This is a genomic window from Desulfoluna spongiiphila, assembly GCF_900101345.1.
GTDB classification, from domain to species: domain Bacteria; phylum Desulfobacterota; class Desulfobacteria; order Desulfobacterales; family Desulfolunaceae; genus Desulfoluna; species Desulfoluna spongiiphila.
Window position 1 is genome coordinate 180,103 of the sequence record NZ_FMUX01000004.1, and the last position, 14,205, is coordinate 194,307.

Sequence of the window (14,205 nt, forward strand, 5' to 3'; positions counted from 1 at the left end):
AATCACCCGAGCGACCGGCGTCGGGTTCCCCCCGCCGCCGGTTGACTACTCCCCACTGCCGTACAGGCAAAAGCGCCTGCGCCCCTTGAACAGGATCACACCCGCTGCAGGCACCAGCATGGCCACATCGCGCCACACCGTCCCCCAGCCCGTGGTTTCATCTCCCCCGGAGCCAAAGCATCCGCAGTCGAAGGTGTACCCCCTTGCAATATTGGCCAGAAGGGCCGCCAGAAACAGCAGGAGCAGCCCCGTGATCACCCCGGCCGACGACACGGGCCAGACCCCGAGAATCAGCGTCCCCCCTGCCAGTACCTCCACCCAGGGAAGCACAATGGCCGTGAGGTTGACCAGCTCCCCGGGAAGAATCCCGTAGCCGTACACCGTCTTGGCAAACCCGTAAGGGTCGGCAATTTTCTGCACCCCGGCGTAGAGAAAAAGCCCCCCCAGAACCAAGCGGCACAAAAGTTCCACCATGTCCCATGGAACAGCCGTCCGTCCCGCATGTTCATTGACGCCTGTCATCTTCCCTCCTCCACCGGCAGCCCGGCATCCGCCCAGGCAGGCAGCCCGTCGGCAAAAATTCGCACATCCTCGTACCCCAGCTCTTTCAACATCGTGGCCAGTCGGTGGCTCTCATCGCAAAGCCGCCCCGAGCAATAGGTCACCAGCTTCGTCTCAAGGGGATAGGCATCGATAAAATCAAAAAACAGGGCGTCGAACTCATACACAGAAAGGGAGACCGACCCTTTGATATGACTCTCCCGGTAACTCTCCGTGGCCCGGGCATCCACAAACACATCCCCTGCCTCCCAGAGTCTCTGCGCCTCGGAAACGGTCTGAACGGTGACGTCCTGTTCATCGGCTTCCGGGGCCGGGGTCACCACGCCCACCTCGGCGTTCCACTGCCCCACAAGGGGAATCCCCCGGGAAGACAGGGCATTCCACACCAGAGCCACAGCGGCTGCGACCACCACCAGCAAGGCCATTCGCACCGGGTACTTCATGGAGCCACTCCCCCTTCTCTCTTTCGGTCCAGGGTGCCCCACTCATCCATAAGCAGGAGAAGGCGGGTCTTTTTCGACTCCGTCACGAGGGACTGGGCCGCTTTCAGGCCACTTGCCACCTTCTCGTCATCGGGAAACCGGCACAGCAGAAGCGCATAGGCATCGCGCGCCTCCGTCACATGCCCCTGCGCCAGGTAGAGATCCGCAAGGGTCCGTGTCATCACAGGGTCGTTCACTCTGCAGCATCCTTTCCGTGAAACTTCACGACAATCTCGTCTTCGGCCACCATGCCCAGCTCCTTTCGAGCGATATGCTCCAGGTATGCCGGGTCATGATTCAGGCGCCTGATCTCTTTTTCCAGGCTGCGGTTCTCTTCGGCGATACTCCGGTTCATCGCCTGCCGGTCCAAAAGCTCCTGCTGCCTCTCCTTCAGATCAAGGAGCCCCCACTGCATAAACACCAGGGGAATCAGCAGCGCTATCAGCACCAGCGCAAGCCCGCCGCCGACAATCTTTTCTCTGCCTCCCACTATCGCCCCCTTCTCTTGTTGAGGATTTGTTGAACCGTTAAAAGCTCGGGGCTTTTCATCAACCGGGCCGCCCCGAAATAGACAGCGGCCCCGGCCGTGACACCAAAGGCGGTGGAAACAGCCGCAGATAAAAAGGTGTACCCCCCGTCGGGCCGTAAAAAGACAAGTCCCCGCCACACCACCACCCCCATGACAAGGGAGGCTGCGCCGCTGCGCATGACAGACACGAGAATCGCCCCATAGTCTAATTGAACCATTCCCCGTTTGACCAGCAGAAACACCAGGAGGGTAAAATTGGCCATGGAGGAAAGGGAGACAGCAAGGGCAAGGCCGCGATGGGCCATGGGCCCCATGAGAAGACAGCTCAGGGCAATGTTCATCACAATGGCCACCACGGCCACCTGGACAGGAGTCCGGGTGTCTTTAAACGCATAGTAAAGGGGAACCGTCACCCGCACGCAGGAGATGGCCCAGAGCCCCACCGCATAAAACAACAGCGCATCGGCCGTGAGGGAGACGGCCGCGGCGTCAAAGGCCCCCCGCCCGAACAGAAGCGCAATCAGCGGATTTCTGAGCACCACCAGCCCCACCGTGGCCGGAAGGGTTATAAACAAGGTAAAGCGCAACCCGAAGCTGAAGGTCTCGGCCACCCCCGCAAGGTCCTTTTCGGCCATCTGCCGGGAAAGGGACGGAAGCACGGCCGTGCCGATGGAGATGGCAAACACCCCCAACGGAAACTGCACCAGCCGATCGGCGTAGTAGAGTCCGGTGATGCTCCCCGTGTCCAGAAGAGAGGCGAGCATGGTGCCGATGAACATGTTCACCTGGTACACCGCAGCCCCGAAGACCGCAGGGAGCATGAGACGCCCCACCGTGGCCAGGGCCGGATGCCACAAAGGGCCCGGCTTAAAAACGTTAAACCCACGGCGCCACAGCACCGGCACCTGCATGCCCAGTTGCAGCAGCCCGCCCAAAAGCACCCCCCACGCCAGAAGGATGACGCGGGTCTCTCCGTCGGAGGCCACCACCCCGCCGAGAAAAAGCGCGGCGATCATGGCAAGGTTCAGGGCCACCGGGGCAAGGGCCGGAGCGGCAAAATGGCCCAGCACGTTCAATATCCCCATGCACAGGGCCACAAGGCAGATAAACACCACATAGGGAAACATGATCCGGGACAAAAGCACGGTAAGCTCAAACTTGGCGGGATCTCCTTTAAAGCCTGCGGCTATGGCCGACACGATCCAGGGGGAGGCCAGCACCCCGATCACCGCCACCACGGCCAGAATGAGGGAGAGAAGGCGCAGGGCGGCTCCGGCCATGCGAAAGGCTTCCCTTCGGCCGTCCCGGCTCAAGGTTTCGGTAAACACCGGGACAAAGGAGATGCTCAGCGAGCCTTCGGCGAACAGGCGCCTCAGCATATTGGGTATGCGAAACGCGGCGATAAAGGCGTCCGCCAGGGGCCCCGCCCCGAAATAGTAGGCCGTAACCATATCCCTGATATACCCGAAAACCCGGCTGAGCAGCGTGGCGCTCCCGACAATACCCGCAGCCCGGGTAACCTTTCCTTTTTCCGACATACACTTCCGATCCGGTTTTGAAATAAGAGAGAAACATCCTGTGACAGGTCAAGGGGGCTGCATGGCCCCTGACTATCCTTTAGTCCAACCCCCTTCCGATGGCAACCCCTTATAAAGCCCCTGTGAGCCGTCCGTCATCCACTTTTTCCCTTGACACCCCCCATCAAACACTATAATTTTACCAAGTTAAATCACTGTCGGTTCCGTAACCCATGGACAGGAAAGGATATTCCTCCCTTTCCACCCCGTGCGCACATGGAGACAAACGGGTCTTTGGAGGCGTTTTTGCGAGACGTTCTTCAAAAAAAAGCCTGTATTGTCACGGAAACCGTTAAAACACACAATCTTTCTACAGATGGCGTTTCAACCTCACCGGTGGGTTTACCGCTCGAAAGCGCAGCACACGCTGCAGGCACCATCGAGCAACGGGTAAGCACGCGGCAAGCTGGTATCGGGAAGAGGCATCATCGTTAAAAAATTTCGACGATAAAAGGAGTTAAGTCCTTGGCAAATCACAAATCGGCAAAAAAAAGAGCAATCCAGAACGAAAAAAAGCGCATCCGTAACATGGCGGTCAAGACCCGCATGAAGAACGCCGTTAAGGCCGTTCGTTCCGCAGAGGCCGAAAAGGCTGAGAACATGGGGGACGTCCTGAACAAAGCAAAATCAGTGATTGATGTCGCCGCAAAGAAAGGCGTCATTCATAACAACACTGCCGCACGCAAGATTTCCCGCCTGACAAAGCTCATCAACGGCGCTCAGGCTTAAGACGAGACACGGCCGCCTCAGCGTTTTCACCGCAAAACCCTGAACCCCGGCCCTTCGCAACATTGTTGTGATCCCGTCTTTATTGCCCTACAAAAAAAGGCCCTCCGGTAGCACTCGCGAGATACCGGAAGGCCTTTTTTGTTTTTTGTGGGGCACCCACCTTTGCGTCACCCGGAGGAGCCGCCTAAAACCTCTGGGTCAAACCCACCCAGACATTCTCCGCAAGGTCCTCGGCCGCCTCCCCAAGCGCCGCGTTCCGGGCAGCCGTGGAATCCGCTCCGGGGGTCACGCTGTACGTCTCCGTCCCCGTCACCGACGCCCTCTGCCAGAGCACCGCACCGTCCTCATCAGCCAGCCGGAACGACGCCGTAATGGTCACCCGTTCTTCGGTGCCGTCGCCGTCGCTGTTCCTCGTGATGGTGGACGTTGAAACCGTACGGATCTCGCCCATAAGGGACCCCGACCGTCCGGTACACCCCACGGCAGCATCCGCGCCGGCGGCCACCGCCTCGGTAACCACAGCACTTGCCACCATGGGCGCAAGACCGATATCCGACGACCGGTTTTCAGGAACCGCCACACAAAGGCCGGTGACCCCGTCCGGCAGGGAACCGCTCCCGGAAAATTGATACCCGCAACCGGGAATGATGACTGCCGCCAGAACGGCAGCAGCCGCCGCTTTCCATGCAAAAACCCTTTTCATGGACACACACCTCTTCTGGACGTGGCCACCCTTTTCCCATTCGGGAAAAAGGCGGCCACCCACGGATTAAACCACAATATTGACAAGCTTACCGGGAACCACAATCACTTTTCGGATCTGCTTTCCGTCGATAAACTTCTGAACAGCCGCATCGGCAAGGGCCAACTCCTGCACCTCGTCCTTTGATGCGCCTGCGGGCACCTGAAACTTGCTCCTCAATTTGCCGTTGACCTGCACCACAATGAGCACTTCATCGGAGACAAGGGCATCTTCGCGGTACTCGGGCCAGGGCTGATCCATGAGGAGCCCCGTACCGGACAGTTTCTCCCAGAGTTCTTCGGTGACATGGGGAGACACGGGGTTGAGAAGAAGCACCACAGTCTCTGCAGCCCGCTTCATCACATCCTCCCTCAGCGAGGCGTCGCCATCCACGGCATACATGCTGTTCACCAGCTCCATTACCGCACTGATGGCGGTGTTGAAATGGAACTTGCCCTCCACATCGTCCGTCACCTTTTTGATGGTGGCGTTGATCTTGGTGTAGAGCTCGCGGCTCTTGCCGGAGAGTTCGGATGCGGGGCCGGCATAGGCCTCGACCCCCGAAAAGGCCTCCAGCCTGCTTGTGATAATGCGCCACACGCGGCCGATAAACTTAAAGCACCCCTCAACGCTCTCATCGTTCCACTCCAGGTCCTTTTCAGGGGGAGCGGCAAAAAGACAGAACAGGCGGGTGGTGTCCGCACCGTAGCGACCCAGGAGAACATTGGGGTCAATGACGTTCTTCTTGGACTTGGACATCTTGATGACCCGGCCCACGTCCACGGGCGACCCGCACAGCTTACAGGTGACGCTGCCGTCCTCGGCCTTCTCGGTGTCGGTGGGGAACACCCACTTGTGGTTGGGACAGGACAGGGTTTCCTTGGTCACCATGCCCTGGGTGAGGAGCCGGTTAAAGGGCTCTGAAAACTCCACGAGGCCGATATCGCGCATCACCCGCGTAAAATACCGCGAGTAGAGCAGGTGCAGGATGGCGTGTTCCACCCCGCCGATATACTGATCCACGGGCATCCAGTAGGCCACCTTCTCTTTGTCCACCATGCCCTCGGTGTATTCGGGGCTGCAGTAGCGGGCAAAGTACCAGGAGGACTCCACGAAGGTATCCATGGTATCGGTGTCGCGGCGCGCGTCGGTGTTGCCGCATTTGGGGCAGGTCGCCTTCTTGAAATAATCCAGGGTACCCAGGGGAGAGCCGCCGGACTCCAGGAGCTGAGCGTCTTCGGGCAGCACAATGGGAAGATCTTCCTCGGGAACGGGAACAGCCCCGCAGGCATCGCAATGAATCATGGGGATGGGCGTGCCCCAGTAGCGCTGACGGGAAACACCCCAGTCCCTCAGCCTGAAGGAGATGGTCTTTTTCCCGATTCCCCGCCCTTCGAGGGCATCGGTGATGGCCTCCTTGGCCGCCACGCTGTCCATGCCGTCAAAATCCCCGGAGTTCACCATCACGCCGGAGCCGCTGTAGGCCTCCGCCATGGTGGCACCATCAAGAACCTCCCCTTCGGGGCTCACCACGACCTTTACCTCCAGGCCGTACTTCCGGGCAAAATCAAAGTCACGCTGGTCGTGGGCAGGCACCGACATCACGGCCCCGGTGCCGTACTCCATCAGGGCAAAGTTGGCGGCATAGATGGGCATCTTGTACCCGGTAAGGGGGTTGATGCAGTAGGCACCGGTAAACACACCCTCTTTTTCGTAGCTCTCAATGGCCTTGCTGGAACGCTCCTGCTTGAGGATGCGATCCACGAATTCTGCTACAGCCCCCTCCTGCTCCGTGCCCCTGGAGAGGCTTGCCACCATGGGGTGCTCCGGAGCCAGACACATAAAGGTGGCACCGAACAGGGTGTCGGGACGCGTGGTAAAGACCGAAAGGGGCCCCTCCGAGCCTTCCACCTCAAAGGTCACTTCCGAGCCCACGCTCTTTCCAATCCAGTTCTTCTGCATGGTGGTGACACTGTCCGGCCACCCGCCGAGTTTGTCGCAGTGCACCAGGAGGTCTTCGGCGTAGTCCGTGATACGGAAAAACCACTGCCAGAGTTTTTTCTGCTGCACGCTCTCTCCGCATCGCCAGCAGCAATCGTTCTCCACCTGCTCATTGGCAAGGACCGTGTGGCAGGATTCGCACCAGTTGACGTACGACTCCTTCCGATAAGCCATGCCCTTTTCAACCATCTGAATAAAGAGCCACTGCTCCCACCGGTAGTACTCCGGCGTGCAGGTGGCAATCTCCCGGTCCCAGTCGTAACTCAGGCCGATGCGCTTGAGCTGGCTGCGCATGGTGTCGATGTTGGCGTAAGTCCAGGCGGCAGGGTGGGTGTTGTTGTCAATGGCGGCGTTCTCCGCAGGCATGCCGAAGGCATCCCATCCCATGGGGTGGAGCACGTTGAAGCCCCGCATTTTTTTGTAGCGCGCCACCACGTCACCGATGGTGTAGTTCCGGACATGGCCCATGTGGATATTGCCCGACGGGTATGGAAACATCTCCAGCAGGTAATACTTCTCTTTTTCAGGGTCTTCAACCACCCGGAATGAGCCGTCATCGGCCCATCGCTGCTGCCACTTGGACTCTATCGAGTCCGGGAGATACTTATCTTCCATTATATTTAAAACCTCCAGAGTGCGTGTGATATTGCAAATGGATTCAGATTCGTGGACACAAGGTTCCCAACAAACGCAAATGCGCCAAACAAATTTAAATGCCATAATCATAGATAAATGGCAAGCAAAAGGCCTGCCACGCACCCACCCTGCCCCGCACGACCGAGAAAAGCCGGGGCCCTTGCCCCCCGTCGCCGGGGAGGTTTAATATTGACTTGCCTCCGACAATCCCCTATTTAAAGAGAACAAACATGAACGCTGCATATGGAACGAAAAACCGGCGGGCACATGGGGGGATCCCATGATGCACATTGCCCCCCGGATCTGTACAGCATTCGATGGCTGTGAAAAGAACACCGGGCTTCGAAACGGTCGAAGCCCCTTTTGCAAGGCGGTGTCCACCAAGCATGCGACCCGTCTCCATCAATTTCGCGTCTTTTCACAAAATCATGATGCCTCCGTCTTGAGCCACTGCCCGACCCCGTAAACCCAGCCATGCGCCGGGAGGGCCGGGAGAGCCGCTTCGCAGGCCATCATACAAATCACAACCACCGGATCAGAAGCATCCCCGGAGAGCCAGCTGCCCACCGTATCGTTTTTTGGTTAGAATACGGCCATCAAACCCACCCAAGTCAGCGGTAACGAACTCCGGCATGATGTTGCTACCCGCTGCAGACCCATCCCCGAACATTCCACCACCAGACGCAATGGAGGAGACGAAAACGGGATGGAGGCTGTCAGCTGCTTCAAGGGCCACTATGCTTGGCAGACTTGCCGCGCACCCACATTCCCATCGCAGAGCCCTGCCGGGTACCGCTCCTTCTTCAGATCCCTATCCCACGTTCGTTAAGGACAACACATTACTATGACAAGTAAAATTCTCATCAACTCGGTGGATCCGGAAGAGTGCCGGATCGCCAAAGTCACCAATTCGCGCCTTGAAGAGTTCCACCTTGAGACCACCTCGCGCGAAAGCATCCAGGGCAACATCTACAAAGCAGTGGTCACGCGTGTTGAACCCAGCCTTCAGGCCGTTTTCGTGGATTTCGGGAGCGAAAAAAACGGCTTTCTCCAGAAACAGGAGATCCACAACTCGTATTTCCACCAGACCAGCGAACACGAAAAAAACCTCACCCGTCTTATCAAACGCGGCCAGGAGCTTATCGTTCAGGTGACCAAAAACCCCATCATGAACAAAGGGGCCATGCTCACCACCTTCGTCTCCCTGCCCGGCCGCCACGCCGTGCTCATGCCCGGAAGCAGCAACAGAGGGGTCTCCCGCCAGATTGAAGACGAAAAGGAGCGCAACCGCTTAAAAGAGATCATCGGCAAGCTCAAACTCGCCGACGGGTATGGGCTCATCGTCCGCACGGCAGGGGAAAACTGCAACAAAACCATGATCTCCAAGGATGTCACCTACCTCACCAAGGTATGGAAAGACCTCAACAAGCAGGCCGCCAACACCCCCGGCCCCTCCCTTCTGTTCAAAGAAAAGAACCTTGCCGTCCGCGCCATCCGGGACTACCTCACCGACGATGTCTCCGAAATCCTGGTGGACAACCCCGACGCTTTCAAGGAGATCAAGGAGTTTATCCGCCTCATCGCGCCCAAGCACGTGAAGCTGACCCGACTCTACACCGGCGACAAGCCCATTTTCACCAAGCACCAGCTGGAAAGCCAGATCGCCTCCATTTTTGAAAGCCGCGTCTCCTTGAACTCCGGCGGGTCCATCGTCATCGACCAGACCGAGGCCCTGGTGGCCATCGACGTCAACTCCGGCAAGGGCACCCAGAAAAAGAACATCGAGCAGACCGCCCTCATGACCAACCTGGAAGCCGCCGAAGAGGTGGCCCGCCAGCTCAGACTGCGTGACCTTGGCGGCCTCATCGTCATCGACTTCATCGACATGAAGGAGCCCAAAAACAGAAGCGCCGTGGAGACCAAGCTCAAGGAGAACCTCAAGTCGGACAAAGCCCGCACCAAGGTGGGCCGCATCTCGCGCTTCGGCCTCCTTGAAATGTCCCGCCAGCGTATCCGTCCCTCCATTGAATTCGGGAGCATGGTCCCCTGCCAGCACTGCAAGGGCAAAGGCATGATCCTCTCTACGGAGACCGTGGCCCTGGCCTTCCTGCGAAAGCTCAGCCTGGAGACCCTCAAGGACGGGATCACCAACGCCAAGGGCTATGTCCCCTTAGATGTGGCCGTCTACCTCCTCAACAAAAAGCGGGCAGAGATCCTCGACATCGAGATCAAACGCAGCATCTCCATCACCATCGAAGGCAACACCTCCATGGTCCATGGAGAGAGCCGGATTATCTGCGAATAGTATCGCAGCAAGCCGGATCCCCGCAGCACGGCCGCGGGGATACCGGACCCCACGGCCCGCGCGGCCATCTTCAGGGGCCCTCAAGGGCCTGTCCACAGCCCCATTTGTGTTGACACCAGAGGCTCTTTTACTGTATCTGTTGGGCAGTTTGCGAGGTGCCGGATAAGCGATTCGCCATGCTGATTTTCCGGTGCCACCGCCTCCATCACCCTTTTCGGGTCGACGGGGGCGCCCCACAGACAGCGACCGTTAACAGGTAACCATGTGCATGCCCACTCGATTCGGGTATGTGCCGGGCTTTTCACTAAGCCGTCATACACAACCCCTTTTGATCCATATAAAGGAGTATCATGTTCACCAGCACCGCATACGCCATGGGAACCCAGGGTGCCGCCGGCGGGCAGCAGGGTTTCGCCGCCTTTGTTCCCCTTATTTTGATGTTTGTCATTTTTTATTTTCTCCTGATCCGCCCCCAGCAGAAAAAAGCCAAGGCGCACCAGGCGATGATCAGCGCCATCAAGAAGGGGGACAACGTGATCACCTCCGGTGGCATCCATGGCACCATCGTCAAGGTGGATGATGCCACGGTAACCCTTGAGATTGCCGAAAAAGTCAACATCAAGGTGATCAGGGCCAACATCACCGTCAAGGTCTGATCCCGCCATCGGCGTTGATCCGATTGCCCCCATAGCGAATAAAAAGCACATAAGGTGCCCCGAAGCGGCTTGTGTGCTTTTATATTCTTTCTTGTACGAACAGCTTTTACCAGAGTGAGCACCCAGGGAACAGTGACTCTTTCGTTGAAACCCGCTTAAAACCAGATCCTGACCTTGAGCATGTTTTCACGCGATCACCAACACCCACCGGGCTGAGAGGAAGCACCATTGAAGAATCTATCCTGGAGACTGATAGCGGTTCTTGTGGTTATCATCATGGCTGCCGTGTTTATCCTTCCCACGGCGAGCATGTACATAAAAGGGACAAGCGAGCCCGAGATATGGCCCCACAAAAAGATCAACCTGGGCCTTGACCTTCAGGGCGGCATGCACCTGGTTCTGGAAGTCCAGACCGAAAAAGCCGTTGAAAATGCCATGTCCCTGAAGATATCCGACATTCGCCAGGCCCTGCGCAAAAACACAATGAAAAACAGGGGCGTTGTCCTGGTGGACCAGAGCGCAAAGCTCCATGTCAAACTCCTCTCTGCAGATGACCTGCCGGCCTTCCGAAGCATCATTGCCGACGATTTTCCCGACCTTGCCGTGACCTCCGCATCCGAAAGCGGCGGCATCACCCTGGTGACCCTGGCCATGAAAACCGACGAAGCGGAGCGCGTGGAAAAATTTGCTGCGGACCAGGCCCTTGAGACCATCCGTAACCGCATCGACGAATTCGGCGTCAGTGAGCCCGATATCCGCAAGCAGGGGGAAAACCGCATCCTCATTCAGCTTCCCGGAATCACCGACACCAAGGCAGCCAAAGACCTCATCGGCAAGACCGCCACCCTTCAGTTCCGCCTCGTGGATGAAGAAGGCGATGTCCGGGCTGCCCTGGCATCCCACGCCCCGGCAGGCAGCGAGCTGCTCAACCTGGTGCGCAAAGACCCCGCCACCGGCGCGGAATCCGCCACCCCCATGCTGATCAAAAAGCGTGTCCTCCTCACCGGCGACTCCCTCACCGATGCCCGGGTCCTTTTTGACAACATGGCCAACGAGCCTTACGTCTCCATCGAATTCGACCGCAAAGGGGCCCATATCTTCGGCAAGGTCACCGGCGCCAACGTCAACCGGCGGCTGGCCATCGTGCTGGACGACACCGTTTACTCCGCCCCGGTCATCCGGGATCAGATCTCCGGCGGGCACGCCCAGATCACCGGCGGGTTCACCATGGAAGAGGCCCGAGTCCTGGCCATCGCCCTGCGAGCCGGCGCCCTGCCCGCACCTGTCAAGATCCTTGAAGAACGAACCGTCGGTCCCACCCTGGGCGCAGACTCCATCCGCAAGGGGATCTGGTCCATGCTCATCGGGGGCCTGGCCGTCATCGTCTTCATGGTGATTTACTACAGGGGATCCGGTCTCATCGCCGATGTGGCCCTGATCCTGAACGTCCTGCTCATTGCCGCGGGCCTGGCCGCCTTCCAGGCGACCCTGACCCTTCCGGGCATTGCGGGCATCATCCTGACCATCGGCATGGCGGTGGACGCCAACGTGCTCATCTTTGAGAGAATACGCGAGGAACTGAACCTCGGCCAGAGCCCCATGGCTGCCGTGGAGGCGGGCTTCGACAAGGCGACCCTCACCATTCTGGACGCCAACGTCACCACCCTCATCGCTGCCATGGTCCTGTTCCAGTTCGGCTCCGGCCCGGTAAAGGGCTTTGCCGTCACCCTCGGCATCGGTATCCTCTCCAGCCTCTTTACGGCCCTTGTGGTGTCAAGACTGCTGTTTGATTCCATCTTGCACAAGGCGAACGTGAAAACCCTGAGCATTTAGCCCTTAGTGAGGAGATATCCCAATGCAGTTTATCAAAGAGACCAACATCAACTTTACGGGCATCAAGAAGATCGCGTTCTGCGTCTCCCTGACCCTCATCGTCATCAGCATCCTCTCCCTGGTCGTTCACAAGGGACCCCGCTACGGAGTCGACTTCTCCGGCGGCAGCGCCGTCCAGGTGAAATTTACCGATGCCGTTGACATCGCCGCCGTCAAAAAAGGGCTCAAGCCCGCCGGACTCGACGGCGCATCCGTCCAGCGCTTCGGCAGCGAAAGCGACCATGAGTTCCAGATTCGCACCAAGCAGGCCTTCATGGCCGACAGCGCCTTTGCCCCCAAGGTCAAAAAAGCCCTGGGCGAGAGCACCGGCGTGGCCGTCAAGGACCTGAGCCTGGACATGGTAGGCCCCCAGGTCAGCAAGGACCTGAGGCAAAAAGCCCTTTTGGCCATGTTTTACGCCCTCTTGTTCATCATCATCTACATCTCGGGCCGTTTCGAGCTGAAATGGGGCATCTCCGGTGCCATGGCAGCCATCCTGGGCGGCGCGGTCTACGGCGTCACCCAGCTGCAGTCCATTGCCTTTGTGAGTTCGGGCATGCCCTTTCTCATCGTCTTTGCCCTGGTGGTCAGCATCATCTTCTGCTGGTATCTGGAGTTGAAATACGCCATGGGGGCCATCATCGCCCTGGTCCATGACATCACCATCACGGTGGGGATCTTCTCGCTGCTCAACATCGAGTTTACCCTGCCCATCATCGCGGCGCTTTTGACCATCATCGGATACTCCCTCAACGACACCATCATTGTCTTTGACCGAATCCGTGAAAACGGCAAAAAATACACCAAAAAGCCCCTGGACTTCATCATCAACCGCAGCGTCAACGAGACCCTGAGCCGCACCATCCTCACCTCTCTGACGACCCTGGTGGTGGTGATTGCCCTGTATGTCCTGGGCGGCGGCGTTATCCACGACTTCGCCTTTGCCATGATCATCGGCGTTGTCACGGGGACGTACTCCTCCATCTATGTGGCCAGCCCCATTCTCCTGGCCTGGAAAACAGACGAAAACTGATCACTCAGCGTCTTTGATCTCTCCCGCCGGCTGGGCCATCCAGCCGGCGGACCTTTTCCACCGCCTCTCCTGCCCCCTCACACTCTTTTTGTTTTGCATTCCACGGGCCATTCTGGTAGCTTTTTCTGGCATATTTTGTCCGCCTGCATCCCTGGGGCACCCACCGCCAAGGAGATGCTGCGATCCGGCGCCCGGGTGCTTTGCGGCACGCCGAATCGACCACCCCCCCACTTTTTTTCAACAGGAGTTTTTGCAACGATGATGAAGGCAACGGCCAAGAGACGAGACAGGTTCCCAGGAAAATCCGCCGCAACGGCACTCATCATTGCCCTTCTTGTCGCCCCCGGGTGCAAAACGGTCCCACAGCGGCGTGATCCCGGAACAGCCACCCTTGCACGGGAGCTGCAGGAGACCCGCCAGAAGATGAACGAAATGCACCACCGCCTCTCGGTGATGCAATTCATGGTGGACAGCCACGAACGGGCCATCTCCGACCTGGAGAGGACCACCCCCGTGTCCGGTGAAGCCCCCATAACCCCCATCGCATCGGCCGAACCTCCCGTAAAGGCGCCCCAGATCAGCGAGGAGTCCTCGGCGTCCTCTTCCCTGCCAAAGGCGGCGCCATTGCCTGTAAAGCAGAAAAAATCCGACAAGGGCAACCTGGCCAGCCGGACCTACACCGAAGCCTTTGCCGCCATGAAAGAAAAAAACCACGAAAAGGCCCTTCTCCTGTTCCGAGAGGTCGCGGAAAAGTGGCCCGGAGACAACCTGGCCGACAACGCCATTTACTGGTCGGGTGAAATCCACTATACTGAGAAAAATTATTCGGCCGCCATCAGCGCGTTCCGGACACTCCTGAAAAAATACCCCAAAGGCAGCAAAGCCCCGGATGCCCTGCTCAAAACCGGGTATTCTTTCCTTGCACTCAATGACAAGGAATCCGCCAGAAAATACTTGAAACGGGTGGTTATGGAACACCCCTTTACCCCGTCGGGCGCCAAAGCTGAAAGAGCGCTCAACTCCCTGGACGATAACTAAGGGCTCACACACCGAACCACAGCACATTCCCGGACCCGTTTGCG

13 protein-coding genes are annotated in these 14,205 nt (G+C 58.3%); 6 read left to right on the forward strand and 7 right to left on the reverse strand.

Going from position 1 to position 14,205, the window contains the following annotated elements:
* Positions 1–45: 45 nt before the first annotated feature.
* Genes BLQ12_RS07550 through murJ form a run of 5 tightly spaced genes read right to left on the reverse strand, consistent with a single transcriptional unit; the run spans position 46 to position 3,110 of the window.
* Positions 46–522, reverse strand: coding sequence for a MauE/DoxX family redox-associated membrane protein (locus BLQ12_RS07550; protein WP_092209869.1), 477 nt, complete (start codon positions 520–522; stop codon positions 46–48).
* Complete coding sequence (locus tag BLQ12_RS07555) at positions 519–1,004, reverse strand: rhodanese-like domain-containing protein (RefSeq protein ID WP_092209871.1); 486 nt, start codon at positions 1,002–1,004, stop codon at positions 519–521. The genes BLQ12_RS07550 and BLQ12_RS07555 overlap by 4 nt, the downstream gene beginning before the upstream one ends.
* On the reverse strand, positions 1,001–1,240 hold the full coding sequence (locus BLQ12_RS07560) for a tetratricopeptide repeat protein (protein WP_092209872.1): 240 nt from the start codon (positions 1,238–1,240) through the stop codon (positions 1,001–1,003). The genes BLQ12_RS07555 and BLQ12_RS07560 overlap by 4 nt, the downstream gene beginning before the upstream one ends.
* On the reverse strand, positions 1,237–1,533 hold the full coding sequence (locus BLQ12_RS07565; protein WP_092209874.1) for an FtsB family cell division protein: 297 nt from the start codon (positions 1,531–1,533) through the stop codon (positions 1,237–1,239). Before BLQ12_RS07565 ends, BLQ12_RS07560 begins: the two co-directional genes overlap by 4 nt.
* Positions 1,533–3,110, reverse strand: a complete 1,578-nt coding sequence (gene murJ, locus BLQ12_RS07570; protein ID WP_092209875.1) for a murein biosynthesis integral membrane protein MurJ — start codon at positions 3,108–3,110, stop codon at positions 1,533–1,535. The genes BLQ12_RS07565 and murJ overlap by 1 nt, the downstream gene beginning before the upstream one ends.
* A gap of 504 nt (positions 3,111–3,614) precedes the next feature.
* On the opposite strand from murJ, the gene rpsT reads away from it, so the two are divergent.
* A complete protein-coding gene (gene rpsT / locus BLQ12_RS07575; RefSeq protein ID WP_092209877.1) occupies positions 3,615–3,878 on the forward strand; it encodes a 30S ribosomal protein S20 in 264 nt (87 codons plus the stop codon).
* 184 nt (positions 3,879–4,062) lie between these two features.
* On the opposite strand, the gene lptE is transcribed toward rpsT, so the two are convergent.
* Both lptE and leuS read right to left on the reverse strand, forming a co-directional pair.
* On the reverse strand, positions 4,063–4,581 hold the full coding sequence (gene lptE / locus BLQ12_RS07580) for an LPS assembly lipoprotein LptE (protein ID WP_092209878.1): 519 nt from the start codon (positions 4,579–4,581) through the stop codon (positions 4,063–4,065).
* Positions 4,582–4,647: 66 nt separating this feature from the next.
* Positions 4,648–7,236, reverse strand: coding sequence for a leucine--tRNA ligase (gene leuS, locus BLQ12_RS07585; protein WP_092209879.1), 2,589 nt, complete (start codon positions 7,234–7,236; stop codon positions 4,648–4,650).
* 865 nt (positions 7,237–8,101) lie between these two features.
* Between leuS and BLQ12_RS07590 the strand changes: the two genes are divergently transcribed.
* The 5 genes from BLQ12_RS07590 to ybgF all read left to right on the forward strand — a co-directional run bounded on the left by BLQ12_RS07590 (position 8,102) and on the right by ybgF (position 14,161).
* Positions 8,102–9,562, forward strand: coding sequence for an Rne/Rng family ribonuclease (locus BLQ12_RS07590; RefSeq protein ID WP_092209881.1), 1,461 nt, complete (start codon positions 8,102–8,104; stop codon positions 9,560–9,562).
* Positions 9,563–9,912: 350 nt separating this feature from the next.
* Positions 9,913–10,218: a preprotein translocase subunit YajC gene (yajC, locus tag BLQ12_RS07595; protein WP_092209883.1), complete on the forward strand. Its 306-nt coding sequence runs from the start codon at positions 9,913–9,915 to the stop codon at positions 10,216–10,218.
* A gap of 228 nt (positions 10,219–10,446) precedes the next feature.
* Positions 10,447–12,051, forward strand: coding sequence for a protein translocase subunit SecD (gene secD, locus BLQ12_RS07600; RefSeq protein WP_092209884.1), 1,605 nt, complete (start codon positions 10,447–10,449; stop codon positions 12,049–12,051).
* Positions 12,052–12,073: 22 nt separating this feature from the next.
* Positions 12,074–13,123 (forward strand): protein translocase subunit SecF, encoded by a 1,050-nt coding sequence (gene secF / locus BLQ12_RS07605; RefSeq protein WP_092209885.1) that lies wholly within the window; start codon positions 12,074–12,076, stop codon positions 13,121–13,123.
* Between the two features lie 258 nt (positions 13,124–13,381).
* Positions 13,382–14,161 (forward strand): tol-pal system protein YbgF, encoded by a 780-nt coding sequence (gene ybgF, locus BLQ12_RS07610; RefSeq protein WP_175469573.1) that lies wholly within the window; start codon positions 13,382–13,384, stop codon positions 14,159–14,161.
* Positions 14,162–14,205 lie beyond the last annotated feature (44 nt).

Bases quoted from the DNA above. Each gene is read 5' to 3' on its own strand.
- BLQ12_RS07550 (WP_092209869.1), bottom strand. From the start codon at position 522: ATGACAGGCGTCAATGAACATGCGGGACGGACGGCTGTTCCATGGGAC.
- BLQ12_RS07555 (WP_092209871.1), bottom strand. From the start codon at position 1,004: ATGAAGTACCCGGTGCGAATGGCCTTGCTGGTGGTGGTCGCAGCCGCT.
- murJ (WP_092209875.1), bottom strand. From the start codon at position 3,110: ATGTCGGAAAAAGGAAAGGTTACCCGGGCTGCGGGTATTGTCGGGAGC.
- lptE (WP_092209878.1), bottom strand. From the start codon at position 4,581: ATGAAAAGGGTTTTTGCATGGAAAGCGGCGGCTGCTGCCGTTCTGGCG.
- leuS (WP_092209879.1), bottom strand. From the start codon at position 7,236: ATGGAAGATAAGTATCTCCCGGACTCGATAGAGTCCAAGTGGCAGCAG.
- BLQ12_RS07590 (WP_092209881.1), top strand. From the start codon at position 8,102: ATGACAAGTAAAATTCTCATCAACTCGGTGGATCCGGAAGAGTGCCGG.
- yajC (WP_092209883.1), top strand. From the start codon at position 9,913: ATGTTCACCAGCACCGCATACGCCATGGGAACCCAGGGTGCCGCCGGC.
- secF (WP_092209885.1), top strand. From the start codon at position 12,074: ATGCAGTTTATCAAAGAGACCAACATCAACTTTACGGGCATCAAGAAG.
- ybgF (WP_175469573.1), top strand. From the start codon at position 13,382: ATGATGAAGGCAACGGCCAAGAGACGAGACAGGTTCCCAGGAAAATCC.